Genomic DNA, 24,058 nt, shown 5'->3' with positions numbered 1-24,058 from the left:
CGCGTCAACCGGCGCGATGTCCGCGACTTTCGTGAAGGCGAGGGAGGCCAACAGGAACTCGGCTCCCGGGAGAGCACGGCATAAGCCGTAAAGCCACTGCGCAGGGAAGGCCGAGTGATTTGGCTACACCTGTATGCTGCTGTGCGGTTTCCTTGCGCTACATCTTCGCGCAGCGGACCGCGGGTGCCAGCCGGCACCCGGCCTTCCCTGCGCCCTCCTGGACAAGAGGGTGAAGCGACGAAGCAAAGCTCGGGCGAAATCCGTCGCGAGAGCGCGGCCGTACGTCCGAAGCGTGCGCAGACGCTCGGGCACCGATGTCTTGTCCCTAACGCTAGGGACAGACATGTCCCTCCGGTCCGCTTACGGTGGTCCGCCCGGTTGCTCGGGACCGCAGGAGCAAGCGTGTATGTCGGACGAAAGCGGACGAGGAGGAACACGACATGAAGATCGGTTTCGCGCGAGTTTCGATTCTTGTGGCATGCGTCCTTTATGGAAATACGGCGAACGCGGAGATTAAAATTGGAATTGTGATCTCGGCAAGCGGCCCGGGATCCGCGCTGGGGCAGCCGCAGCTCAAGACGGTTGCAGCTCTTCCGAAAGAGATCGCTGGGGAGAAGGTCACCTATATCACCCTGGACGACGAGTCAGATTCGACCAAAGGGGTCCAGAACGCACGCCGCCTCGTGATCCAAGACAAGGTCGACGTGCTGGTCGGCTCCTCGCTGACCCCGGTGACCATGCCGATGCTGGATGTCGCGCTCGAATCGAAGACGCCACTGCTGTCGCTCGCCGCCGCTACCGCCATAGTTCAACCGATGGACGAGAAGCGCGCCTGGGCCTTCAAAGTCGTTCCCAATGATGACCTCATGGCGGCCGCCATCCTCAAGCATATCGCGAAATCAGGCGTGAAGACGCTCGGCTATATCGGCGTTTCGGATGGGTACGGCGAAGGCTACTACAAGGAGGTGAGCCGCCTCGCGCCCGCTCTGGGTCTGACCGTGACCACACATGAGGTCTATGCGCGCGCAGACACGAGCGTCACCGGTCAGGCGCTCAAGGTGATGTCGACCAATCCCGATGCCGTCTTCATTGCTTCCGCAGGAACTCCGGCGGTCTTGCCGCAGCAGGCGCTCCGTGAGCGCGGATACGCTGGGAAGATATTTCAAACACACGGCGTGGCCAGTGAGGAGTTCATCAAGCTCGGGGGCGCGAACGTCGAAGGTGCCGTATTTGCAGGCGAGGCCTTCACCATTGCCGCCGATCTTCCCACAGGAGATCCGTTCCGTCGCTCGACGGAGGAATTCGTGACCGCGTATGAAGCGGCGAACGGGCAAAAGCCCAACATGTTCGCTGCTCACCTTTGGGATGTCGTCGCGCTGATTGGAAGAGCTGCACCGGATGCGCTGAAGACGGCAAAGCCCGGCACAACCGAATTTCGCGCGGCTCTGCGGGACGCGCTAGAGCGCGGGCAGAACATCTATCTCAACAATGGGCTGTCGAACATGAGCAAGGCCGATCACAACGGCTACGACGAACGCTCCGCCTTTCTGATCAAGGTGGAAGGCGGGAAATTCCGCCTGGCAAAGTAGCGGCGCCCGGACGGAATCTTCGCCGGATTATTGCGGCTCGATTCCGGCGGCCTTGATGATCTTTCGCCATTTGGCGGTCGCACTCACGAACATCAGCCCCGTTCAGGAGCGTATCCGCATCGATATTTTCCTGCGCGACAATCTGCCCTGACTTAGAGTCGCTTGCGGAGTGCATCAGAAGCTCGCGGCCATTGCGGCCAGGCGTTGATGGGCTCGTTCGCGGGAAGCCTCGATGGGCTGTAGCGGTCCGATGGTTGGCCCGATCGGTACGAAACGGACATTGCTGATCCCGACAAAACGCAAAATTTCGCGCAGGTACGGCGTTGCCATGTCGATGCGACCGCGGTTCATTCCGGTGGGGAAATCGCTGCCACTGGCGATGATGACGATGGTCGGCCGGTCCTTCAGCAACGGGACATATCCCAGGGATGGGTCGAACCGGAAGGTGAGCCCGGGCTGGACGATAACGTCGAACCATTGCTTGAGCTTATAGGGAATGCTGAAGTTCCACATGGGGGTCGAGATCAGCACCCGATCGGCAAGCGCCAAGCGGAGCGCCACACGCTCGGCCTCCGCAAAGCTGTCCCGTTGCGCGTCGTTGAAGCCTTCCGCCTTCATCCGTGCATATTTGGCCTCGACGATAGGGCCCGAAAATTCCGGCAGCCGCTCCCGCCAGAGATCCATGACATCCACGTCCCAATCGGGCCGCGCTCGGCGAAAGCCGTCAACGAAGACGTGTGCGCCGGCGCTCGACCAGGAGTCGCTGCGGGGCGAGCAGGACAGGTGCAGGAGCTTTGCCACCGCTCATCCCAGCGCTTTGATGACTGCATCGGCCTTGGTCACGACGGCAACGTTTTGCATGGCGAAGTTGATCGATGCGGCGTGCCAATCGGCGTTCATGGTGGAGCAGCAATCCTCAGGAACCACCATGAAGTAGCCCTTGTCGGCACCGGTCCGTGCCGTGTGCTCGACCGACATGTTGGTCCAGGCGCCGGTGTTGATGATCATGTCGCGGCCGGTGGCTTTCAGGATCGTTTCGAGCCGCGTGCCCTCCCAGGCGCTCATTCGCACCTTCTCGACCACGAAATCGCCGGGCCGTGGCTCGAGACCTGACACCGGCGCGGCCCCCCAGCTTCCGCGCACCATCGCCTTGCTGTCGACGAGACCCTCGAACAGCGGCGCATTCAGCGTCACGCCGGGCGCGCCGGCTTCGACCACGAACCAGACATGGATGATGGCGACGCCGCGGGCCCGCGCAGCTTCCGCAAGACGCCGGACGTTTTCGACGACTTGCTGCTGCTTCGCGTGACCTGGTGCGCCGGAATCGGCGAATGCGCCGCCGTCCATGATGACGTCGTTCTGGAGATCCTGGATGATCATGGCACAGCGTCGCGGGTCGAGCTGCATCTCGCTGTCGGCCACGATCGGCGCTGCTGGGGCGGTGCCAGTGCCTGTACCGCTGCCACTCCGCCGTCCGCTCATATAGGGCTCATGACGCGGGCCGACCTTGGTCGGGATCGCGTAGACCGAATGCGTCGAAGTCAGATAGAGGGTGCGGAAATCCGGCCCGCCCCAGGCGAGGTTGGCGGCCAGTTCAGGCACGCGGAGTTTGCCGAGCAGCTCGCTCCGCGGCGAATAGACCCAGATCCCGCCGGGTGCAGTGACCCAGACATTGCCGTGCTGGTCGCACTTCATGCCGTCGGGCAAGCCGGGCTCGAGCTCGGAGCGGATGCCGCTCGCGAACACACGTGCACCAGACAGCGAGCCGTCGCCGTTGACGTCGAATACGCGGATCAGTGCCTGCACGGTGTCGTTGACATAGAGCAGTTTCTCGTCGGGCGAGAAGCACAGCCCGTTCGGCTGGTCGAATAGATTGCGGTCAACGACCAGCTTCGGGTCGGCGCCGGGCACGACGCGATAAACGCCCTGGAAGCCGAGCTGCCTCGGCCGCTCGACGCCATAGACCGGCATGCGGCCATACCAGGGATCAGAGAAATAGATCGCGCCGGAGGAGTGCACGCAGACGTCGTTGGGGCTGTTGAGCTCCTGTCCCCCAAAGTGCGAGGCCAGCACCTCGCGCCGTCCGTCCGGCCGCTCGCGGATCAACGACGATGTCGCGTGCTCGCAAACGATCAAATTGAGCTCGGCGTCATAGGTCATGCCGTTGCATTTGTTCGACGGCCGTTTGACTTCGGCGACGCCGCGCCGCGCATCCCAGCGCCGGCGCACGTCGCCCGGCATGTCCGAGAACAGCAGATAATGATCGACCGGATGCCAGATCGGTCCCTCCGTGAAGTCAAAACCGGTGCCGACCTGCGCGACCGGCGCGTAGGGGTCGATCAGGGTCTCGAATTCGGAGCGCAAGGTGACGTGCGTCATCGTCCATCCTCTGGTGTCTAGGCCGGAAACCAGTTGCGCTGGGGCACAGACTGCACGATCGGTCCGGGGACCTGGTCGTGCAGCCGGCCGACGACGTTGCCGCCCTCGATCTTGGCGGGACGGTCGTGGACCGGCAGCAGATAGCGCGAATTGCTGAGCAGCTTTTTGATGGCGGCCTTCTCGGCGCGCTTGGTGGTGCCGTGGTTGCCCGTGGTGCGCGGCTCCCAGTCGTGGATCTCGTTAAAGGGCGCCACGATCTGGTCGTTGAAATCATAGATGACGTCGCCGCAGATGGTAGCAATGCCGTCGGCGGTCTCGACGATGATGTTCATCGAGCCCTCGGTGTGCGCATTCGCTGCGTCGCAGTAGACGCCCGGGATCAGTTCGATGGGACCCGTGATCTCGAGGTCGAGAAGGCGCAGCGCGCTCTTGGTGTGCAGACGGTCGATCAGATGCTTGATGTCCGGCGCCGGATATTGCGGATGCATCAGGCCGGACACGGAATACTCGAGCTCGCGGCGGTTGACGACGACGGTCGTGTTCATCGGGAACAGATCGTCCTTGCCGGCGTGGTCGATATGCAGATGGGTGTGGCAGACGAAGCGCACATCGCCCATGCGCACGCCGTGCCGCGCAAGCTGGTTCTCGATCATGTGCTCGTGATACTGCAGGCCGCGCATCCCCAGCGTTTCCATGATCTGGTTGGAGCGGTAACCCGTATCTACCACGACCGGATATTTGCCGCCGAGGATCAGGAAGCCGAGGGTGAGGACACGGCGGGTGCGGCCGCAGTCGTGGCCGAGAACCAGAAAGCTCGATTCCAGCTCGATATCGCCATAGTCCAGGATCTTGATTTCCAGCGGCATTCCGTCCCTCCCTGTGTCCGTTCTCGTTCGTTTCCTCGGCGCTCAGAGCCGATAGACGCGCATGGCGGTGGTCTTGAAAATGGCTTCGCGCTGACCATCTCGAAGCGGCGCTGCGGCGGCACGGAACGCATCGATCAGCTCGCGATAACTGGTCCACAATTTCTCGATTGGAAAATTAGAGCCGAACAAGCAGCGTTCGGCGCCGAAGATCGCAATCGTGTCGGTCAGGACGGATGCGATATGTGCGGGGTCGTTGCGGTGGATGAAGGTTCCGAGCCCCGACAGTTTCGACACGACGTTCGGGCAGGCGGCGAGGCGGGCCATCCCGGCGCGCCACACCGCGCGACCTGAGGGTGAAAGGTCCTCCAGCATGCCGGCGTGCTGGAGGATAAAGGTCACTTTGGGACAGGCTTCCGCAAGGTGTGCGGCGTCCGGCATCTGCGGCGTGAACACCTGGAGGTCAAAACTCAAGGCATAATCCGCAAGGCGGGCGATGTTGCGCCGTACCACGGGATCGGTGCAGAGATCGGGGCGGGCCGCAAAGCGATAAAGCGGGTTCTCGTGCCAATGAAGTTGCATGCGGACGCCGCGTACGAGGGAATAGCGCTTCAGGCGGTCGAGTTGCGGACGCACGTCGTCCACTGAGAAATCGGCATAAGCCACGATGGCATGCGGCCAGCCGTGCTCCTCGGCGGTCTGCTGCACCCAAGCGGCCTCGTCCTCGAAGCGGTCATTGGACCAGTTGGTCTGGACATAGACCGAGCGGGTGACGCCGCTGCCTTTGAGGTCGCCGAGATATTCCTCGATCGGGTAATCGCGTCGGATCGGCTCGTATGGACCGAAGATGCGCGGCTGCATCGAGCCGACCAGCCAGGGCAGGTCGGCCTGGCGCCAGATATGATGGTGCCCATCGACGATGTCGGTCACGCAACTCTCCTTTGTCCCAGCGCCAGCACATGCGCAACGATCGACGCGCTCGATCCGCCGTCGACGAGGTCGTCGACGAACCGTTCGATTGCGACCAGCGCTTCGGTCTGCGGACGAAAGCCGGGACCGGCCGCGAGCGGCGTCAGCCAGCTCACGCGCCACGCACGGCGCGACAGTTTCGCTACCGCATCGCGCAGCGCATCGGGTTCGCCCCGCTCCAGACCGTCGGAAATGATGATCACGGCGGCGCCGCGCGCATATCCACCGAAGCGGGGTATAGCGAGAAAGGCCTGAAGCGCGTCGCCGATTCGGGTGCCGCCGTCCCAGTCGCTGACCAGATAGGCTGCGGCGTTGAGCGCCTGCTCGCGGCGCCTGAGACGTAACGGGCGGGTGATACGGGTCAGCCGCGTGCCGAAGGTGAAGACCTCGACGTTGGGCGCCGCCTGCACCAGCGTGTGCGCGAGCTTCATATTCTCTTCGGTGCGGGTCTTCATCGAGCCGGAGACGTCGATCAGGAGCAGCACCTTGCGTGGGCGCTGCCGACGCTTCAAACGCCCCAGCCGAAGGATTTCGCCGTCGCTGCGTACAGAGTCACGCAGGGTGCGGCGCAAATCGGCGTAGGGCCCCCGGCGGGCCCGCATGCGGCGATGGCCGCGCCGCTTCGGCAGGCGCCTGGGCGCCTCACGGGACAGCCGGCGCAGCGCATCAGTGGTCGAGAGCTGCGCAAAGCGGCGCTCGACCAGGGCTTCGGCGCGCGCTGCTGCGAGACCGGACTCGTTGGCCTCGTCCGACAACAACGGCTCATCGTCTCCGCGGGCCTCCTCTTGCAGCCGAACAGTCTCGTCGTCCTCCCCGTCGTCGACGCGCTCGATTGCCTCGTTTCCGCGAAAGTGCAGATCGAAAAGCCGGTCGAACGTGGCACGACGCTCCGGCGGAGGCGCCAGTGTTGCGAGGGCTGCCTGCCGAATGTCTTCCAGGCTGCGTGGGCCGAGCAGCTGGATCGCGGCCAGGAACGAGGTCGTCTGTTCCGGTGCGACGGCAAACTTGTTCGTTCGCAACAGCCCTACGAAGGAGATGAAGACACGCGCAGCGCGCGGCAGTTCGGGTTCGGCGCTCATGCAGAGGCCTCCGCCAGCAGGGCGTCGAGGCGCGGCGAAATGAAGTGCAGATCCTCCTCGTCTTTCAGCGCAACGCCGATCGAGCGCCTGAAGGCATCGGGCCAGCGCGCGCCGCCCTTGTGCAGCAGCGTGGCGGCTTCAGCCCAGTCGACGGCCTCGGCGATCCCCGGCGCCTTGCTGAGCGGCTCGCGTCGCAGCTTCTCGACGGCCGCGACGACGGCCCGCGCGGTCCCCTCGGCGACGCTGGAGGCCCGCATCATCACGATGCGTGCTTCGCGCTCGGCGGAAGGATAGTCGATCCAGTGATAGACGCAGCGTCTCCGCAAGGCCTCATGAAGATCCCGCGTGCGGTTTGAGGTCAGGACGACGACCGGGCGCTCCGAGGCGCGTACCGTACCGCGCTCCGGGATCGAGATCTGGAAGTCGGACAGAAATTCGAGCAGGAAGGCTTCGAACTCCTGGTCGGCGCGATCGATCTCGTCGATCAATAGCACGGTCGAGTCGGGCGCGCGCAGCGTCGCCAGCATCGGCCGCTCGATCAGAAACGCTTCGCCGTAGATATCGATGCTCTCATCGCCGGCCTGGCGGATGGCGAGCATCTGGCGCGGATAGTTCCATTCGTACAGCGCGGCGGACGCGTCGATGCCTTCGTAGCATTGCAGGCGGATCAGCCGGCGACCGAGGACAGCGGCAATGGCTTTGGCGGCCTCGGTCTTGCCGACGCCCGGCGCACCTTCGAGCAGTAATGGCTTGCCGAGTGCCAGACCGAGATAGGCTGCGGTCGCCAGTCCCTCGTCGGCGAGGTAATAGGCCGCCCGAAGCGCCTTCTCCAGTGCCTCGGGGCTATCGATGCCGACGATGTTGCTGCGGACGGCCATCGAAACCTCAGCGCCGCGCCTGAGGGCGTGCGCCGCCCTCGGCCTTGATCGCGCGCAGCACTTTCTCCGGTGTAATCGGCAGGTCGTCGATGCGGACGCCGACGGCGTTGAAGATGGCGTTCGCGACGGCCGGCAATACGGGATTCGCGCACATTTCGCCGGGGCCCTTGGCGCCGAAAGGGCCATCGGGAGCGGGGCGTTCCAACACGGCGATGTCGTGCGGGCAGATGTCGCCGGGGCCAGGCATGACATATTCGACGAAGTCGCGAGGGCCGTGGATTGGGTCGGGATAATAGGGTTCAGGCGTCTCGTAGAGCGCGTGACTGACGCCCATCCAGGCGCCACCGACGAGCTGTTGCTCGACCAGGCGCGGATTGAGCGCACGGCCGAGTTCGTAGGCAGAGTCCATGCGGATCATCGTGACCTCGCCGGTCTCGTCGTCGACCTCGACCTCGGCGACAAGACAGGCATGGGCGTAGCAGGTTGCCGGCGACATCTCGCCAGTCTCGGGATCGACGTTGGATAGCGGCACCAGGAAGATGCCACGGCCCGCGATGGTCTTGCCCTGTTTGAACTGCGCGGCGATGGCGACGTCCTTGGTGGAGATCGAGCGGTGCGGTGCGCCCTTGACGTGGATGTTGCCACGCCCGTCGGTTTCGAGATCGGCGGCATTGACCTCGAGCTCCTCGGCGGCGGCCTCCATCATCACGCCGCGCGCCTCGCGCGCCGCCGCCATCACGGCATTGCCGACGCGATGGGTGCCGCGCGAGGCGAACGAGCCCATGCAATGCGGGCCCGTGTCGGAATCGGCGGTGTCGACATAGACGTCCTCGACGGGCACGCCGAGCGTCTCTGCGCAGATCTGCCGCGTTACCGACTTCATGCCCTGGCCGAGGTCGATCGACGACAGCGCCACGGTGAACTTGCCGCTTGGATTGGAATGGACCAGGGCCTGGCTGGGATCGCCACCGAGGTTCATGCCGATGGGATAATTGATCGATGCGATGCCGCGTCCGCGATGTCGGGTCATCTCAACGTCTCCTGGTGCCGAACACGGATGAGAAGCGGCCCGCCCCATGCGAGGGCGACGCCGGTCGCGGTGATGGCGGTGACGGCGGCGGTGCGGGTGGTGGCGGCTCGCGCGGTGGTTCGCGCGCCGCGGCCGTCGGCAGGCGATCATAGCTCGTGCGCTGCTGCGCCGGCGCGGTTGTCCCCGCGTTGGTGTCGGCAGGCGTCCGCGGGATGGCGGCGCGGCTGCCGCCACCGTCCTTGCGAGAGGAGGCGCGCTTGAACTCGTCGCGGATCGGCCATTTGGCTTTCTCGGCCGCGACCTGGACGCACTCGATCAGCGCCGTGTTCTTGGCCTCGCGCCGATGGGCCTTCATGTCGCCGTCGCGATAGGCGTTGAGGATGCGGAACTCCATCGGGTCCATGCTGACGAGATGCGCCAGCTTGTCCATCTGGCACTCGATCGCAAAATCCATTGCAGTGACGCCGAAGCCGCGCATTGCGGTCGCCGGCGTGCGGTTGGTGAAGACGCAGTAGACGTCGCCATAGACGTTCGGGATGGTGTAGGGGCCGGGCAGGTGGGCTGCGCATTTCACTGCGGCATAGCTCGAGAGCCGCGTATATGCGCCGCTGTCGAAATATGCGCGGGTCTTTCGCGCGACGACGCGGCCGTCGCGCATCACGCCGTCCTTGATGTAGATGCGCTCGGCGCCGCGCGGCGGGCCATATTGCATCTCTTCTTCGCGTCCGAACACGTAGCGCACGGGACGTCCCGTCAGCATCGCGCCCAGGATGCATAAAGGTTCGGTCAGCGTGTCCACCTTGCCGCCAAAGCCGCCGCCGACGGTGCCGCCAATGAAATGAAAAGTGTTGGAGGGGACGTCGAGGATCTTGGCGCAGGTGTCAACCGAGAAGAACAGCGCCTGCGTCGACGTATAGACGACATAGCGGCCGTTGGTGTCGGGCGCCGCGATCGATCCGTTGGTTTCGGTCGGCGCGTGCTCGATGGGCGACATCTGGTAGCGCTGTTCGAGCACGTGATCGGCGGTCGCGAGGGCCGCATCGGCGTCGCCGAAGCGGAGTTTCTGGTGGTCATAGACGTCGTGGTAAATGAAGGCATTCTTCGGATAAGTATCGTTGACGATCGGCGCGCCGGCCTTCAGCGCATCTTCGACGTCGAACACGGCCGGCAGCGGTTCATAGTCGATCCGCACCTTCGCGATCGCCTCGAAGGCCTCGCGCTCGCTGTCGGCGACGATGGCCAGGATCGGTTCACCCTTGTAGCGGACCTTGTCGACGGCCAGCGACGGTTCGTCGTCTTTGCCGAAATTGATCAGGCTCAAGAGCGTGTTGAGATTGCGGGGCACGTCGGAGCCGCGGATGATCCGGCGCACGCCGGCCGAGCGCTCGGCGTCCGCGGTGTCGATCCGCCGGATTCTTGCATGCGAATGGGTCGAGCGGACGACTTTCAGGTGCAGCATGCCCTGGAGCTTGTGGTCGTTGAAATAGCTCGACGTGCCCGTGACATGGCCGAGCATGTCCTGGCGCTGGGTGCCCTTGCCGATCTCCTTGAGATTGTCGTCGCGCTCGTCGGCGAAAATGTCCTTGCGCAATTCCAGCATGATCTGGTCCCTTAGGCGCTTGCCCGGCCGCCGGAGGCGGCGAGGATGGCGTTGATGATCGGCTCGTAGCCGGTGCAGCGGCAGATGTTGCCGGAGATCGCCTCGACGACTTCGGCGCGGCTCGGGGAGGGATTGCGGTCGAGCAACGCCTTGGCCGCCATCAGCATGCCCGGCGTGCAATAGCCGCACTGGGCGGCAAAATTCTCGGCGAACGCGCGTTGCAGCGGATGGAGGTTGGGTCCCTGCTTCAGGCTATCCAGCGTCTCGACGGAGCGACCGGCGACGGTCTCGGCCAGCGTCAGACAGGAGAGATGGAGCTCGCCGTCGATCAGGACACTGCACGTGCCGCAGCCCCCTTGTCCGCAGCCGAACTTCGGCGTCATGTCGCCGATCAATTCGCGAAGCGCCACGAGCAGGTTGGTTCCGCCATCAACGAAAATGGCAACATCGCTGCTGTTGTGACGAAATTGCAGGGCAGTCTTGGCCATACGATCTATTCCTGACCCAAGAGAAGACGACGCAGATGCACGCCGACGATCTCGCGGCGGTACCAGGCGCTACTGAGCGCGTTGTCAGACGGCGATGTTCCTTCCGCGGCTGCCGCGGCTGCGGCCTCGACGGTCGCGGCGTCGAGCGAGCGGCCTTCCAGCGCGCGTTCGGCCGCCCGCGCACGTATTTGCGTCGGCGCCATCGATCCCAATGCAATGCGCGCCCCGGCGATCCGTCCGCCACTGATCGGCAGATGTGCTGCGAGCGTGATGACCGAGCCGCCTTTGGGCTTGATCCGTGCGATCTTGCGGTAGTGAAATGCCTCTGCGCTTGTCGGTCGCGTGCAGGATACCGACAAGACGAGAGTGCCCGCCTGCCTCTCGCGCGATTGCAAAAACTCCTCAATCGGAATGTCGCGCGATCCGAAGCCGCCTTGCACGGTCACCGCGGCATCGAGTGCAAGCAGGGCGACGGTGAAATCACCATAGGGATTGGGCGCGAACAGATTGCCACCCACCGTACCCATGTTGCGGACCGCCGGACCACCAATCGAGCGGGCAGGGGCGTGTAGGAAAGCGAGGTCGCGCTCGCCCAGAATCCGGGCGAAAGTTACGCCAGCACCCAGGGTGATCCGCGGGCCGGATGGGTCGATGCGCGTCAAGGTTTGGTCATTGGCGCGCACGACGGTCGAGAGCGAGATGTCGCCTTCGTTCAGTGCGCGCATCACGAGCGTGCCGCCGCCGAGATAGCGCGCGTTGCGATCGGACGACAGCGCGGCGGCGGCCTCGCTTGAACTCGTGAAGGTCTTCACCGTCACAGTCATGTTGACACAGCCTCCTTGAGGTGTCGGCGGATCGCTTCGAATCCCGCCTGGTAGATGTCTTCCGCGACCATGTGGGTGATGCGGTCCTTGTCTTCCGGCCGCGTCGAGAAGCGGGATTCCCAGTGCCAGAAGGTGCGGTCGCCGTCCGTCACGGGCAGCAGGCGGACATGGGCCACGTAGTTGAACATCGGGATCGGCGTATCGAGCAGGCAATAGCTGAAGGTCTGCTCCAGATCCGACAGCGTCAGCAACTGCTCGCGCAGCTCCGAGCCGTCCTGCAGCTTGAAGCGCCTGACACAGCCGATCTTGTCCGAGGCCTGCGCACGCTCGATCGTGGAGGCTGCGACCGCCGGATGCCAGCGATCGTGCCCGTTGAAATCGCGCAGCACGGCCCACACGGAGGCGGTCGGCGCATCCAGGATCGTGCTCTTGACGACATGCGGCACGGCGCTCACCCTCCGAACTGGCGCTTGAGGGCGTCGAAGCCGCCCTGGAACACGCCGCCGCCGATATTTCCGACGAGTTCCGCCTCCCGCTCGGGTGCGCAGTCGAACTCGGCGGTCCATTCCATGAAGGTCTGGTCGCCATCCGTGACCGGCGTCAGCCGTAGCGTCGCGACGTAGTTCTCGACCCCCATGGGGGATTCGAGGATCGAGTAGGTGCAGAACATGTCGTAATCGGACAGGCCGAGCAGCTTTTCCCGGATACGATCGCCGTTGCGCAGGCGAAAATCCCTGACGCAGCCGATCTTGTCGGAGGGCTCGCCGCCCTCGATGCGACTTTCCGCAATCGCGGGATGCCAGTTCGGCAGACCGTTGAAGTCGCGCACCCGCGCCCAGACGCGGTCGTTGCGCGCGTTGACGACGGTTGAGATGTAGACGCGGGCCATGGTGCGACCTCAGCCCTTCTTCCGGGGGCTGCGCTCGGCGGGCGGCTCGCCGTCGGCCGAAGGCGAGGGCGCAGCGGCCGGCTTCTCGCCGCCGCCTTTGCGCGCGGACTCCTTGATGCCCTGCATGTCGCGCGCCTCCCGGATCAAGCCCGGCATCTTGGCGAGGCTGCCGCCTTCGACGCCGATGTCCGCCAGAAGCGAGTCGATCAGCGGCGCCTGGACACGGTAACGCAGCGCCGAGTCGATCACCTCGTCGGTGGCGCTGCGGCCGCCATTGCCGCCATGGCCATTGCCGTTGAGGCCATCGACCTGAAGGATGCGGATGCCCTCGATCTTCTCCATCGGCTTGACGCTCTCGCGGACGATGCCCTCGATGCGGTCGAGCAGCTTTCTGCGGAACAGCGAGTAGCGTGCCTGGTCGGTCAGCACATTTTCGGCCTCGTTGAGCATACGCCGCGCCTCGGCCTCGACCGCGGCGCGGATGCGCTCGGCTTCCGCGGCAATTCGCGTTTCCTCAGCCTGCTTCTCGGCGATCAGGATCTCCACGGTCTTCCGGCGCTTCGCGATCTCGCTCTCGCGCGCGGTGATGACGCGCTCGGTGGCTTCGGTCGCATGCACACGCGCCTCCTCGGCCGAGGTTTTGGCCGCGGATTCCTCCAACGACTTCAGGTGGATCGCAATCGCCTTCTCCATCAAAACGGTCTCGACCTCCTTCTCGCGATTGATTTCGAGTTTGCGCAGCTCGCGCTCGCGGCCGATGCGGGCCTCGTCCAGGCCGCGATCGGATGCGATGCGGGCGCGCTCGACCTCTTCGCGCGCGGCAATCTCGGACTCCTGGAGCGACTGGACGCGGGCGACCTCGAGTTGTTCGATCGAACGGCGGCGTTCGATCCGCGCCGCCTCCAGCGCTTGCTCGCGCGAGACGTCCGTGGTCTCGAGCTCCTTGCGTGCGACGATCTCGGCCTGCTTAACTTGGCGGTCGGCGTCGATGCGCTCGGACTTCTTGGTCGAGAGCGCAATGACGCGGTCCTCATCCGCGATCTCGATCGCCTTCTTATGCTCGATATTGAGCACCTCGCGTTTCCTGGAGGAAGTGATCCGCTCGGCTTCGAGCGCGAGATCGACGCCGATGCGCTGTCGCTCGATGGCGTCGCGACGCTTCAACTCGGCGGCCTCGAGCACGGCGGTGCGCTCGATCTCGAGCGTGCGCGTGTCGCGCTCGGCCTGAATACGCTCGGCTGCAACGGACTTCTCCTGCGCAATCCGGGCGGCCTCGATGGCTTCGCGGGAGGCAATGTCGGCTTCCTCGACGACGCGGTTGCGGGCGATTTCCAGGGAACGAACACGTTCTTCCTGGGTGATACGGGCAGCTTCCGTCGCTTCGCGCGCTGCGACCCCTGCGACTTCCAGCGTCTGGTTGCGTTCGATCTCCAACTGACGGGTATTCTGCTCGGCCGCGATGCGCTCGGCGGCGAGCCTGTGCTCACGGGTGATGCGCGCGCTCTCGACGGCGCGCTGCGCCTCAATCTCGGCTTCCTGGATGATACGCACCTGCTGGATCTCCAACGCGCGGGTGCGCTCATCAGATGCGATACGCTCGACATTGACGATCATGGTCTGGGCGATGCGGGCCTTTTCGGTCGCCTCGCGGGCCGCGATCTCGGCTTCGTCCACGGCGCGGGTCCGCTCGATCTCGCGGCGCCGGGTCTCCTCTTCGTTGGCGATGCGGGCGTCGGTCACCACGCGGTCCTGCTGGATGCGCGCTTTCTCGATCGCCTCGCGGGCGGCAATCTCGGCTTCCTCGATGGTCCGCATCCGCTCGATTTCGCGCTGGCGCACCTCGCGCTCGGAGGCAATGCGGCTGGTATCGATCGAGCGCTGGTTGGCGATCCGGGTCTTCTCGATCTCCTCCCGTGCGAGCAGCTCCTTCTCTTCGATGGTGCGGGTGCGCTCAATCTCCCGCTGACGGGTCTCACGCTCCGAGGCGATGCGGGCTTCGGCGATCGCCTGGTCGTTGGCGATGCGCGCCTTCTCGATAGTCTCGCGGGCGGAAATCTGCGCCTGCTCGGCTTCGGTCTCGCGCAAGGCCCGCTCGCGCGCGACCTCGGTGCGTTGCAGGGCGCGGCGCATCTCGATGTCGCGCTCCTGCTCGAGGCGCGCCGTTTCACTTTCGCGTTCGATCTCAAGGGCCTGCCGCTCTGCCTCCAAATTGCGGGAGCGGATCTTGATCATCGAATCCTGCTCGATGTCGTTGCGCAGCTTGCGTTTCGCCTCGATGTCCTCCATCAGGCGTGTCAGACCTTCGGCGTCGAAGCGGTTCGAGGGGTTGAAGAATTCGAGATCGGTCTGGTCGAGATCGGTGATCGCGACCGATTCCAGCTCGAGTCCGTTCTGGGCGAGGGCCTCTGCCGCGTTCGCCTTGAGGCGGGCGACGTACTCACCGCGCTGCTCGTGCATCTGCTCGAGGGTCATCTCGGAGGCGACGGAGCGGATAGCTGAGATGAATTTTCCGGCAAGGAGGGCGTGGAGCTGTTCGGGCTCCATGGTGCGGCGGCCGAGCGTGGCGGCCGCGATGGACACGGCTTCGCGGGTGGCCTGAACGCGAACATAGAAATCGGCCTCGATGTCGACGCGCATGCGGTCACGGGTGATCACGGCGTCCTGCCGGGAGCGCACGATGCCCATCGGCTGCACGTTCATGTTGACCGGCGTGTAGTCGTGAATGAAAGGCAGCACGAACGCGCCGCCGTTGATCACGACGCGCTCACCGAGCAGGCCGGTCCGGACGAATGAGGTCTCCTTGGACGAGCGGTGATAGAGCCAGTTCACGATGTAGACGCCGACCACGATCACCACGACGGCGACGATCAGCCAGAGGATCAATTCACCGACTAAAGTCCCTGACATGTTTCTCTCCCTCGTCCTTCCGGCGTTATCGCGCGCCGATCGCCTTGAATTTGCGCACCTGATCCGTCAGCGCCCGCTCGACCGGCAGCCGCTCCATCGAGGAGGCGCCGTAGAAGCCGTGGCAGTGGCGCGTGTTCCTCATGACGAAATCGGCATCGTCCGGATCGGCAATCGGTCCGCCATGAGCGAGCACCAGAATGTCTGGATTGACGCTGAGCGCGGCGGAGGCCCAGGTGTCGATGTGGGCCGGGCAATCCTTCAGCTTGAGCGCGGTCTGCGCGCCGATGGTGCCCCCGGTCGTCAGGCCTAGATGACAGACGATGATATCTGCGCCCGCGATCGCCATCGCGGCGGCTTCCTTCTCGCTGAAGACGTAGGGTGTCGTCAGCAGATCCTTCTCGCGCGCCTTTGCGATCATGTCGATCTCCAGCGCATAGGACATGCCGGTCTCTTCGAGGTTGGCACGGAACACACCGTCGATGAGGCCGACGGTCGGAAAGTTCTGCACGCCGGCGAAGCCGAGCGCCTTCAACTGATCCAGGAAAAGATCCATGTCGCGGAACGGATCGGTTCCGTTGACGCCTGCGAGCACTGGCGTCCTGGTCACGACGGGCAGCACTTCGCCGGCCATTTCCAGCACGATGGCGTTGGCGTCGCCGTAAGCCATCAGTCCCGCGAGCGAGCCGCGGCCGGCCATGCGGTAGCGACCGGAATTGTAGATGACGATGAGGTCGACACCGCCGGCCTCCTCGCATTTGGCCGACAGGCCGGTGCCTGCGCCGCCGCCGACGATGGGCTCGCCGCGCCTAGCCATGTCGCGGAATCGTTTCAACAGTGCTGCGCGTTCAAACCGGGCCATCGGTCACCTCGCTAGTCTCCGGCGCGCCCCGGTGCGGCCGAACAATGTTCGGAACGCGCCGACAATGGTGGAGGCGAACTCGGGATCGTTGATGTTCTTGGAGACGCGGATGAGCTGACGGTTGGCGGTCTGCCGCACGTTCCGCTCCAGCGCGCGGAACAGCGCCGCATCGGCGTCCGGATCCCAGAATGGCTGTCCTCGCGCGTCGAGCGCGGAGACGCCGCCCTCGGGCAGGAAGAAGCGCACCGGGCCGTCCATCCGGTTGAGCCGATCAGCGACCCATTGCCCCATGCGCTCGTTCTCCTCCGCCGTGGTCCGCATCAGGGTGACCTGCGGGTTGTGGACGTGGAATTTCCTGGCGCGGTAGCGCTCCGGGATGGTCTCGGGGGCACCGAAATTCACCATGTCCAGTGCGCCAACCGAGCCGATGAAAGGCACCCGGCTGCGGATGATGGCGCCAAAGCGGTCGTCGGTTGCCGGGAACACGCCGCCCATCAGGAGATCGCCGATCTCCGTGGTCGTGAGGTCGATGACGCCTGCGAGCTGTCCGGAATCGACGAGCTTCTCCATTGAGCGGCCGCCAACGCCGGTGGCATGGAAGACGATGCACTCGAAATCCCCGCCCAGGCCGGCCGCGATCTTCTGTACCGCCGGCGTCGTGACACCGAACATGGTGATGCCGACCGGCGGCAATCCGCTGTCGCCTCGATCCTTCCGTGCATGCTGTTCGAGGCGCGCCTTGACCATGCCGGCCAGCGCGTTGGCGCCATTGGCGAGCACGGCGCGCGAGATCGAGTTGAGGCCCTGCACGTCGGCGACCGAATGCATCATGGTGATGTCCGCGGCGCCGACATAGGGCCCGACGTCGCCGGAGGCGACGGACGAGATGATCAGCTTCGGCACCCCGACAGGAAGGGTCCGCATACCCGGTGCGACCAGTGAGGCTGCGCCCGAGCCGCCCGCCGAAATCACGCCGGCAACATTGCTCTGGCGCCGCAGCCAGCTGGCGAAGGCCTCGGCCATCGCGGTGACGGCGGCGCCGCGGTCGGGTCCGAACACCGCCGATCCGCCCCGACCATGGTTCAAGGCGATCTCCTGAGCGGAGACGTCGCTGGCCGCGTGCCTGCCGCTGGTGGAGACATCGACCAATCGCGTGCGCAGACCGGCCCCCGTGATGATGTCGCGGATGAAGCGGAGCTCCGTGCCCTTGGTGTCGAGCGTACCGACGACGAGCACGACCGGGTGGCCCTGCGTTTGCGCCGCGACCGGTTCGCGCCTGGGCCGTGCCGTCTCGTCGAGACGCATCGCCTGTGCCGAGAACGTACGGGCGGCGGCCTCGATGCGAGCGATCGGCACCGGCTGCGACCAGCGCGTCGGCGGCGTCGGGTTCGACATGTAGATGCGGATCGCGCCGCCTGGGCGCGCTTGCCGCGGGGCAGGCTTCGCCTCCGTACCCGCGGGCAAGTCGAGGTCGAGCTCGAGCTCGGCGTGCAATCCGACGCCGAGTAGGCGCTGCTGCAGTTCGCGGTCGGCGGCCAGCCGCGCCGAATCGATGATGCGGTTGACGCGACCGTTGACCATGATGGCGACGTTGCGCGACACGGCGGTCGCCACGCCAATATTCTGCTCGATCACAAGGACGGACATGTCGCCGTCCTCGCCAAGCTGTAGCAGCATCTCCTCGACCTGGGCGACGATGACAGGCGCAAGCCCCTCGGTGGGTTCGTCCATGATCAGGAGCCGCGGGTTGGTGAGCAATGCGCGCGAGATCGCGAGCATCTGTTGCTCGCCGCCGGAGAGCTGGCCGCCGCCGTGATTCTTGCGCTCGGCCAATCGCGGAAACGTCTCGTAGATGCGCTCGACCGTCCAGGCGCCGCGGCGCAAGCCTGCAGCAAGCTGCAGATGCTCGTCGACGCTGAGCGAACGCCACAGCCGCCGTCCTTGCGGGACGTAGCCGACGCCGAGTCGGGCTATGTGGGCGGGCGGCCGCCGGGTAATGTCATCGCCGCGGACGCGGATCGAGCCGCCGCTGACCGGCGCCAGCCCCATGATGGCCTTGCACAGAGTGGTCTTGCCCATGCCGTTGCGGCCGACGACCGAGAACACGCCGGCCTCGAGCGTCAGGTCCACGCCCTGCAGCGCATGCGAATGGCCGTAGTAGACGTCCAGGCCGCGGACTTCGAGCGCGGCTGCGGAACGGCGGGCCTCACTCATGGCCGCCTCCGAGGTAAAGCTCCTGCACCTCGGGATCGGACTCGATCTCCTGCGGACGGCCTTCCTTGAAGATGCGCCCGTTGTGCATCATCGTGACGCTCTCGACGACGCGCAGGGCCACGTCCATGTCGTGCTCGATGATGATGTAGCCGATATGCGCCGGCAGCGAGGTCAATATCTCGATCAGCTCGGCACGCTCGGTCGGCGACAGTCCTGCGGCCGGTTCATCGAACAGGACGAAGCGAGGCGCGCCGGCAAGCGCCAGTGCGATCTCGAGCTGGCGCTGCTGGCCATGTGCGAGCTCGGCAACGTGCTGATCCTTCACGCCCGTGAGATGGACGGCCTGCACGAGATTTTCGGCCGCGTGCATCAGCGCGTCGTTCTGGCCGGGGCGGAGAAACGAGAACCGCCCCCGTGAGACGCCACGGCAAGCGAGATAGACATTGTCCTGGACGGTGAGGCCGGGGAACAGCGCGGAGATCTGGTAAGTCCGGCGCAGGCCGCGGCGGATTCGCTCATAGGGCGGGAAGTGCGTGACGTCCTCGCCGAAGAAGCGGATGGTGCCGGAAGAAGGCGGGAAGTCGCCGGTGATGCAGTTGAACAGCGTGGTCTTGCCGGCGCCGTTGGAGCCGAGCACGGCGCGCCGTTCGCCGGGGCGGACGGTAATGGTGACGTCGGTGAGCGCCGCGAGCGCGCCGAACATGCGCGTCACGCCGCGAAGCTCCAGCGCTGCGCCGGCGCCGACGGCAGAGAGGCGTTGCGCGACGCTATCCATGGCTGGATCCTTGGCCAGATCCTTGGCCAGATCCTTGGCCAGATCCTTGGCCAGATCCTCGGCCACGTCGGCCGCTTGAACTGGCGGCGCCGGAACGTTGGCGCTGCCGCCAATTCTGCCAGAGCCCGATGACGCCGTCCGAGGACCAGAACACGATGGCGAGGAAGCCAAGGCCGATCAGGAGCCGGAAGCGGTTGCCGTCGAGCCCCAGCTTGACCAGGAAGTCGAGTGCGAAGGTGCGCAGCAGCACGAAGATCAGCGCGCCGATAAAGGGACCGATGGGCCGCGTGATGCCGCCGACCACTGCGATGATGAGGATATCGATGCAGGCTGCAACGCTCACGGATCCCGGCGAGATCTGTCCGTAATTCCAGACTTGGAGCACCCCGGCCAGCGCCGCGACAAAGGACGCGAAGGCGTAAGCCGCCACGCGGTGCGCATTGACGTGGAAGCCGAGTGCCGCCATGCGGCGGGGATTGTCGCGCACGCCTTGCAGCGCCAGGCCGAACGGGGCGCGAGAGATGTAGTCGACGGCGAAGTAGCAGAGTGCGGCAACCGCGAGCACAATATAGTAGTAGGGAATGTCGGCGCGCCAGTTGACGCCCCAGAAATGCGGCGTGGCAACGGTGTTGATGCCGGTATGACCGTTGAAGATCGCCCAGTTCTGGTTGGTGAAATAATAGAACGCCGCGCCGATCGCGAGCGTGATCATGATGGTGTAGATGCCTTCAGTGCGCACAGCCAGCGCGCCGCCAAGCGTGCCGAAGATGGTCGCCAACGCGAGTGCCATCGGAACCGCGAGCCACCACGGCCAGCCCAGGCTGATATTGGCATTGCCGCTGACGCCGAACACCGCGACCATATAGGCCGCGAAACCAGCGATGGTGAGCTGCATCAGGCTGACCATGCCGCCATAGCCGGCAAGAAACATCAGACTCAGCGCCATGATTCCGAGAATCAGCGCGGTCGCGAAAATCTCGATCAGGAAGAAGCCGTTGGCGATCAGCGGCATGATCAGGAGAATGGCCGCGACGGTCCAGGCCGCTGGATTGTCGATCTCCGGCCATCCGCGCAATTTGGAGCCCTGAACCGCAGCCGTGGGACGAACCGTGACGTGGGCGTCGTGAGCGAGGGACATGTCAGCGCCTCGCCAACAGGCCCTGCGGCCGAATTGCCAGCACCAGCACCATGATCAAGAAGGTCACGACGATAGCGTAGGTCGGGATGTAGACCGAGCCGAGCTGCTCGGCGAGGCCGATGATAAGCGCGCCCAGCGCGGCTCCCGGGATCGAGCCCATGCCACCGACGATCACGACAACGAGGGAGGCGAGCAGGAAGCGGATATCCTCGCCGGGCGAGAGCGACTGGAAAGTCCCGCCGACGACGCCGGCGATGCCGGCGAGCCCGGCGCCGAGTGCGAACACCACCACGAAGACGAGCTGGATCCGCACTCCGGTCGCAGCCAGGATGTCGCGATCGTCAACGCCGGCGCGGATGATCATGCCGATGCGCGTGCGGTTGAGCGCCAGCCACATCGCCACGCCGATCACGACGGAGGCGGCGAAGATCACGAGTCGGACCAAGGGATAGCGCAGATAGACCGGCTCGCCTGATGATTTGATCGCGGTGACCAGCGGCAGCTCCACAGGTCCGATCAGCCAGTTCGGGGTCTGAATCTGATAGAAATCGCCGCCGCAGGCCCACAGCATCAAATCGGCGAACACGATCGAAAGGCCGATCGTCACCATGGTCTGGCGCAGGTCCTGGCCCTCCATGCGGCGGAAGACGAGGACCTGAAGCAGGACGCCGACCAGTGCCGTCAGGATGAAGGCGACGATGAAGCTGAGGACCCATGAGCCGGTCGAGGCGCTGATGGCGTAGCCGACATAGCCGCCGAACAAATAGAGCGAGCCGTGCGCGAGGTTGACGTTGCGCATCAGGCCGAAAATCAGCGTAAAACCGCTGGCGACCAGGAAGTAGAGCCCACCGAGCGTGATGCCGTTGAAGACGGCGTTGAGGAAGACGCGCTTGCGGCCGATCGCTTCTTCAAGGCCCTGCGGCCACACCGCAAAAATCAGCCAAAGCGCCACCGCGATCGCGATGATGACAATCAGTGCCCAGACGGGATGGCGTTCGACAAAGCGGGTCATGATCGCCGCTCCGTCTTCACGTCACCCCAACTCTCACCCCGCAAGCGGGGCGAAGGGGCACGCAGACCGTTGCCGGCCGCAAGCCCTGCCATGAACGTGCGCTCCCTATCGAGTGCGATCCTCTTTTCGGGACCGCGTTTGGCGCATCCTAATGCGGCCATAAGGGAGGCACTTGATCGTGAGTATCTTTTCGCGTGCCGTCAGGTGCGCAAAACCTTGGCCACGCGGCGATAATCGGTCGGCGCCATGCCGACATTGGCGGCGAAGAAGCGGGTGAATCCGCTCTGCGATGAGAAGCCGAGGTCGAAGCCGATATCGGCGATCGGCGCTTCGCTCGCCACCAGCGCCTCCAGCGCCTGCTCCATCATCAGCGTGTTGAGATAGAGATGTGGGGTGACGCCGGTCTGGGTGCGGAATAGCCGATAGAAATGCGGCCGCGACAGGCCGGATTCGCGCGCGATAGTGTCGAGCTCGATCTCGGCGCCGGGACTCTCCGACATCATCTTGATGCACTTGCGCACGCGAAAATCTGTGACGGAGCCGTTTGCGCGCGGATCACGCGCGATCGCGGCCTGCTGCCAGCTTTCGTCGTAACAGATATCGATCAGACCTCTCAGCTCGCCATCGAGGCTGTTGAGCGAGGGTGCGCCGCACACGAGGGCGGCTGCGTGCCTGATCTGCTTGTCCAGCGCAACCGACCGCGTGAACTGGGTACGGCCGAAGCGCAGACGGTCGGCGCCGGGCGCATCGGGCGCGAACCACTCCGCATTGACATAGAGCACGAAGAAAACGGCGCCGCCTTCCAGATCGGATGGCAGGAAATTATGCGGCTCCCATGGATTGACCGCGACGACAGAACCTTCGGTGAGTTCGTAATGTCCCTCGCTCACATCGATGCAAGCGGGACGTCCCCCGACATGGAAGATCAGATGACCTTCGCGATGTGCGTGGATGTTGAAAGGGCGGTTCAACTGATAGACCGTCGCCCGGCCAAAGCGGCCGTGGAAGACGGCGAGCGCCCGGCTCATGCCTTCCCTCCCAAAAGCTCTTGTCGTTTTTTGGTAGCGTTCAACAACCGGGGAGAGAATGCAAGGGCGCACGAAGTCCGCGCCTTGCAAATCTCTCCCAAGTCCGCCATCGCTCGCGAACGAGACTACGTCAGTACTTCTTACATTCCGGTACTGTACGGCTTGGCAAACCGATCTTGGCGAACACCGCGGGATCGTAGCCGAGCGTCTGGTTGACGTTCGGAATCACCTTGACAACCTTTGAAAACAGCGCGCCCTTTCCGTCGTCGACGACCTCGGTGACGAAATTGGTGCCGATCGCCTGGCGGTTGGAGTCCAGCTTGATCTTGCCGTTGGGGGCGTCGAGTTCAATCTTGGCGAGTGCTTCCTTGTACTTGGCCTGGTTGTTGGAGAGATCACCGTTGACCTGACGCAGCGCCAGGATCAGCGCCATGGTCGAGCCGTAATAGTTGGTGGCGAGCAGCGAGGGGCTCGGGAAGCGCTTGTTGGGCGGGAAGGCGTCCTGATAGTCCTTCACGAACTTCTGCCAACCGGGGTTTTCCCAGGTGTCGGCCTGGCCGCTCGCGGCCAGCGTGCCGACCAGCGCGTTCTTGGCGTTGCCCTTGGACGACAGGATGGTCTGGTCGATCATGATCGAGCCGCCCATCAGATGCGCCTTGCCGCCGGCCTGTTGGTACTGATTGAGGAAGTTGACGGCGTCGGCGCCGCCGAGGCCGAGATAGATTGCATCGACGTCGTCGGGCAGCGCGGCGATGACCGAGGCAAAGTCCTTGGTGCCAAGCGGCACCCATTGCCGGTTGGTGACCTGTCCGCCGGCACCGCAGAACTCGAGCACGAGGCCGAACACCTGGGTGTAGATGAAGGAGTAGTCTTCGCCGACGGTGGCGATCTTGCGATACTTCTTTTCCTCAAAGGCGTATTTTCCGAGGCCGACCTGCCATTGCGCGCCGTCCATGTTGTAGCGGAAGAAATTTGGAGCCGGATCGACATAGGTCGTTTCCTGGGCGCCGGAGGCGGCGTTGATGAAGGTCAGCTCGGGATGGGTCTTTGCAAAATTCTTGACCGCGATGCCTTCGTCTCCGGACAGCGGCGACAGCAGAATCTGCACCTTGTCCTGCTCGATCAGTTTTCGTACGGCGCGGACCGCGGAGTCGGGCGTCGCGTCGGTCGAGGCGATGACAAATTCGAGTTCCTTGTCGCCGACCTTCTTGCCGAGCACGTTGAGGGCCGTCTGGAAGCCGCGGATACCGTCCTCGCCGAGCACGGTGTAGGTGCCTTCGAGCGTCGCGGTGACGCCGACCTTGATCTTCTCCTGTGCGAAGGCGGTGCCCGAAAGTAACAGGCTGCTCAACGCGATCAGTCCTAGACTGCTTCTCAACATTGCTCCCCTCCCTGGGCGTTCTTGTCGCAATTTTTTACCGCACCCTCGCGCGTCCGCCGCGAGGTGCGGCGTTTTGGCGAGGCTGGCGGTTCTTGAAATGGAAGCTAACCGAACTCGGATGCAGCGCACGTGTCGGAGCCGTGCGCGGCTTAACGG

At 64.6% G+C, this 24,058-nt stretch carries 21 protein-coding genes; 1 reads left to right on the top strand and 20 read right to left on the bottom strand.

Annotated features, from left to right (window positions below):
* Nucleotides 1-440: 440 nt before the first annotated feature.
* Complete coding sequence (locus ABIB06_RS03185) at nucleotides 441-1,589, top strand: ABC transporter substrate-binding protein (protein WP_354044106.1); 1,149 nt, start codon at nucleotides 441-443, stop codon at nucleotides 1,587-1,589.
* Between the two features lie 174 nt (nucleotides 1,590-1,763).
* On the opposite strand, the gene ABIB06_RS03180 is transcribed toward ABIB06_RS03185, so the two are convergent.
* From ABIB06_RS03180 to ABIB06_RS03085, 20 genes are all read right to left on the bottom strand, one after another.
* Nucleotides 1,764-2,390: an FMN-dependent NADH-azoreductase gene (locus ABIB06_RS03180; RefSeq protein WP_354044103.1), complete on the bottom strand. Its 627-nt coding sequence runs from the start codon at nucleotides 2,388-2,390 to the stop codon at nucleotides 1,764-1,766.
* 3 nt (nucleotides 2,391-2,393) lie between these two features.
* Nucleotides 2,394-3,968 (bottom strand): isochorismatase family protein, encoded by a 1,575-nt coding sequence (locus tag ABIB06_RS03175; RefSeq protein ID WP_354044100.1) that lies wholly within the window; start codon nucleotides 3,966-3,968, stop codon nucleotides 2,394-2,396.
* Between the two features lie 17 nt (nucleotides 3,969-3,985).
* Entirely contained in the window at nucleotides 3,986-4,834 is an 849-nt protein-coding gene (locus ABIB06_RS03170) for an MBL fold metallo-hydrolase (protein ID WP_354044097.1), read from the bottom strand.
* A 42-nt stretch (nucleotides 4,835-4,876) separates the two neighbouring features.
* Entirely contained in the window at nucleotides 4,877-5,761 is an 885-nt protein-coding gene (locus tag ABIB06_RS03165; RefSeq protein ID WP_354044094.1) for an amidohydrolase family protein, read from the bottom strand.
* On the bottom strand, nucleotides 5,758-6,879 hold the full coding sequence (locus ABIB06_RS03160) for a vWA domain-containing protein (RefSeq protein WP_354044091.1): 1,122 nt from the start codon (nucleotides 6,877-6,879) through the stop codon (nucleotides 5,758-5,760). The genes ABIB06_RS03165 and ABIB06_RS03160 overlap by 4 nt, the downstream gene beginning before the upstream one ends.
* Nucleotides 6,876-7,757 carry an AAA family ATPase gene (locus ABIB06_RS03155; RefSeq protein WP_279659800.1) on the bottom strand — a complete coding sequence of 294 codons (882 nt, stop codon included), beginning with the start codon at nucleotides 7,755-7,757 and terminating at the stop codon, nucleotides 6,876-6,878. The genes ABIB06_RS03160 and ABIB06_RS03155 overlap by 4 nt, the downstream gene beginning before the upstream one ends.
* A 7-nt stretch (nucleotides 7,758-7,764) precedes the next feature.
* Nucleotides 7,765-8,787 (bottom strand): xanthine dehydrogenase family protein molybdopterin-binding subunit, encoded by a 1,023-nt coding sequence (locus tag ABIB06_RS03150; RefSeq protein WP_354044086.1) that lies wholly within the window; start codon nucleotides 8,785-8,787, stop codon nucleotides 7,765-7,767.
* A gap of 1 nt (nucleotide 8,788) precedes the next feature.
* A complete protein-coding gene (locus ABIB06_RS03145; protein WP_354044082.1) occupies nucleotides 8,789-10,387 on the bottom strand; it encodes a xanthine dehydrogenase family protein molybdopterin-binding subunit in 1,599 nt (532 codons plus the stop codon).
* A gap of 11 nt (nucleotides 10,388-10,398) precedes the next feature.
* Nucleotides 10,399-10,875, bottom strand: a complete 477-nt coding sequence (locus ABIB06_RS03140) for a (2Fe-2S)-binding protein (protein WP_354044079.1) — start codon at nucleotides 10,873-10,875, stop codon at nucleotides 10,399-10,401.
* Nucleotides 10,876-10,880: 5 nt separating this feature from the next.
* On the bottom strand, nucleotides 10,881-11,699 hold the full coding sequence (locus tag ABIB06_RS03135; RefSeq protein WP_354044075.1) for an FAD binding domain-containing protein: 819 nt from the start codon (nucleotides 11,697-11,699) through the stop codon (nucleotides 10,881-10,883).
* Nucleotides 11,696-12,145, bottom strand: a complete 450-nt coding sequence (locus ABIB06_RS03130; RefSeq protein WP_354044072.1) for an SRPBCC family protein — start codon at nucleotides 12,143-12,145, stop codon at nucleotides 11,696-11,698. Before ABIB06_RS03130 ends, ABIB06_RS03135 begins: the two co-directional genes overlap by 4 nt.
* Nucleotides 12,146-12,150: 5 nt before the next feature.
* A complete protein-coding gene (locus ABIB06_RS03125; protein ID WP_247340951.1) occupies nucleotides 12,151-12,588 on the bottom strand; it encodes an SRPBCC family protein in 438 nt (145 codons plus the stop codon).
* Between the two features lie 9 nt (nucleotides 12,589-12,597).
* On the bottom strand, nucleotides 12,598-15,495 hold the full coding sequence (locus ABIB06_RS03120; RefSeq protein WP_354044068.1) for a flotillin family protein: 2,898 nt from the start codon (nucleotides 15,493-15,495) through the stop codon (nucleotides 12,598-12,600).
* A 25-nt stretch (nucleotides 15,496-15,520) separates the two neighbouring features.
* Nucleotides 15,521-16,354: a phosphoenolpyruvate hydrolase family protein gene (locus ABIB06_RS03115; protein ID WP_354044065.1), complete on the bottom strand. Its 834-nt coding sequence runs from the start codon at nucleotides 16,352-16,354 to the stop codon at nucleotides 15,521-15,523.
* A gap of 3 nt (nucleotides 16,355-16,357) precedes the next feature.
* The gene (locus ABIB06_RS03110) at nucleotides 16,358-18,568 is read right to left on the bottom strand and encodes an ABC transporter permease (protein WP_354044062.1); all 2,211 of its coding nucleotides are present in this window, start codon (nucleotides 18,566-18,568) and stop codon (nucleotides 16,358-16,360) included.
* Complete coding sequence (locus ABIB06_RS03105; RefSeq protein WP_354044573.1) at nucleotides 18,561-19,343, bottom strand: ABC transporter ATP-binding protein; 783 nt, start codon at nucleotides 19,341-19,343, stop codon at nucleotides 18,561-18,563. Before ABIB06_RS03105 ends, ABIB06_RS03110 begins: the two co-directional genes overlap by 8 nt.
* On the bottom strand, nucleotides 19,336-20,481 hold the full coding sequence (locus ABIB06_RS03100; RefSeq protein ID WP_354125565.1) for a branched-chain amino acid ABC transporter permease: 1,146 nt from the start codon (nucleotides 20,479-20,481) through the stop codon (nucleotides 19,336-19,338). The genes ABIB06_RS03105 and ABIB06_RS03100 overlap by 8 nt, the downstream gene beginning before the upstream one ends.
* A gap of 1 nt (nucleotide 20,482) precedes the next feature.
* Nucleotides 20,483-21,493, bottom strand: a complete 1,011-nt coding sequence (locus ABIB06_RS03095) for a branched-chain amino acid ABC transporter permease (RefSeq protein WP_354044055.1) — start codon at nucleotides 21,491-21,493, stop codon at nucleotides 20,483-20,485.
* Between the two features lie 200 nt (nucleotides 21,494-21,693).
* Nucleotides 21,694-22,521: a helix-turn-helix transcriptional regulator gene (locus ABIB06_RS03090; protein ID WP_354044052.1), complete on the bottom strand. Its 828-nt coding sequence runs from the start codon at nucleotides 22,519-22,521 to the stop codon at nucleotides 21,694-21,696.
* 130 nt (nucleotides 22,522-22,651) lie between these two features.
* Nucleotides 22,652-23,902, bottom strand: coding sequence for an ABC transporter substrate-binding protein (locus tag ABIB06_RS03085; protein WP_247340939.1), 1,251 nt, complete (start codon nucleotides 23,900-23,902; stop codon nucleotides 22,652-22,654).
* Between the last annotated feature and the right edge of the window lie 156 nt (nucleotides 23,903-24,058).

It is taken from the genome of Bradyrhizobium sp. LB8.2 (assembly GCF_040548035.1).
Classification (GTDB): domain Bacteria; phylum Pseudomonadota; class Alphaproteobacteria; order Rhizobiales; family Xanthobacteraceae; genus Bradyrhizobium.
Note: the sequence above shows the minus strand (reverse complement) of the source record. Positions and strands in the feature narration are given on the sequence as shown.

What these genes read in the sequence shown, in the direction of transcription:
- ABIB06_RS03140 (WP_354044079.1), bottom strand. Translation starts at nt 10,875, where the DNA reads ATGGCCAAGACTGCCCTGCAATTTCGTCACAACAGCAGCGATGTTGCC.
- ABIB06_RS03115 (WP_354044065.1), bottom strand. Translation starts at nt 16,354, where the DNA reads ATGGCCCGGTTTGAACGCGCAGCACTGTTGAAACGATTCCGCGACATG.
- ABIB06_RS03110 (WP_354044062.1), bottom strand. Translation starts at nt 18,568, where the DNA reads ATGAGTGAGGCCCGCCGTTCCGCAGCCGCGCTCGAAGTCCGCGGCCTG.
- ABIB06_RS03145 (WP_354044082.1), bottom strand. Translation starts at nt 10,387, where the DNA reads ATGCTGGAATTGCGCAAGGACATTTTCGCCGACGAGCGCGACGACAAT.
- ABIB06_RS03085 (WP_247340939.1), bottom strand. Translation starts at nt 23,902, where the DNA reads ATGTTGAGAAGCAGTCTAGGACTGATCGCGTTGAGCAGCCTGTTACTT.
- ABIB06_RS03090 (WP_354044052.1), bottom strand. Translation starts at nt 22,521, where the DNA reads ATGAGCCGGGCGCTCGCCGTCTTCCACGGCCGCTTTGGCCGGGCGACG.
- ABIB06_RS03175 (WP_354044100.1), bottom strand. Translation starts at nt 3,968, where the DNA reads ATGACGCACGTCACCTTGCGCTCCGAATTCGAGACCCTGATCGACCCC.
- ABIB06_RS03135 (WP_354044075.1), bottom strand. Translation starts at nt 11,699, where the DNA reads ATGACTGTGACGGTGAAGACCTTCACGAGTTCAAGCGAGGCCGCCGCC.
- ABIB06_RS03095 (WP_354044055.1), bottom strand. Translation starts at nt 21,493, where the DNA reads ATGACCCGCTTTGTCGAACGCCATCCCGTCTGGGCACTGATTGTCATC.
- ABIB06_RS03100 (WP_354125565.1), bottom strand. Translation starts at nt 20,481, where the DNA reads ATGTCCCTCGCTCACGACGCCCACGTCACGGTTCGTCCCACGGCTGCG.
- ABIB06_RS03170 (WP_354044097.1), bottom strand. Translation starts at nt 4,834, where the DNA reads ATGCCGCTGGAAATCAAGATCCTGGACTATGGCGATATCGAGCTGGAA.
- ABIB06_RS03125 (WP_247340951.1), bottom strand. Translation starts at nt 12,588, where the DNA reads ATGGCCCGCGTCTACATCTCAACCGTCGTCAACGCGCGCAACGACCGC.
- ABIB06_RS03120 (WP_354044068.1), bottom strand. Translation starts at nt 15,495, where the DNA reads ATGTCAGGGACTTTAGTCGGTGAATTGATCCTCTGGCTGATCGTCGCC.
- ABIB06_RS03150 (WP_354044086.1), bottom strand. Translation starts at nt 8,787, where the DNA reads ATGACCCGACATCGCGGACGCGGCATCGCATCGATCAATTATCCCATC.
- ABIB06_RS03160 (WP_354044091.1), bottom strand. Translation starts at nt 6,879, where the DNA reads ATGAGCGCCGAACCCGAACTGCCGCGCGCTGCGCGTGTCTTCATCTCC.
- ABIB06_RS03155 (WP_279659800.1), bottom strand. Translation starts at nt 7,757, where the DNA reads ATGGCCGTCCGCAGCAACATCGTCGGCATCGATAGCCCCGAGGCACTG.
- ABIB06_RS03185 (WP_354044106.1), top strand. Translation starts at nt 441, where the DNA reads ATGAAGATCGGTTTCGCGCGAGTTTCGATTCTTGTGGCATGCGTCCTT.
- ABIB06_RS03105 (WP_354044573.1), bottom strand. Translation starts at nt 19,343, where the DNA reads ATGGATAGCGTCGCGCAACGCCTCTCTGCCGTCGGCGCCGGCGCAGCG.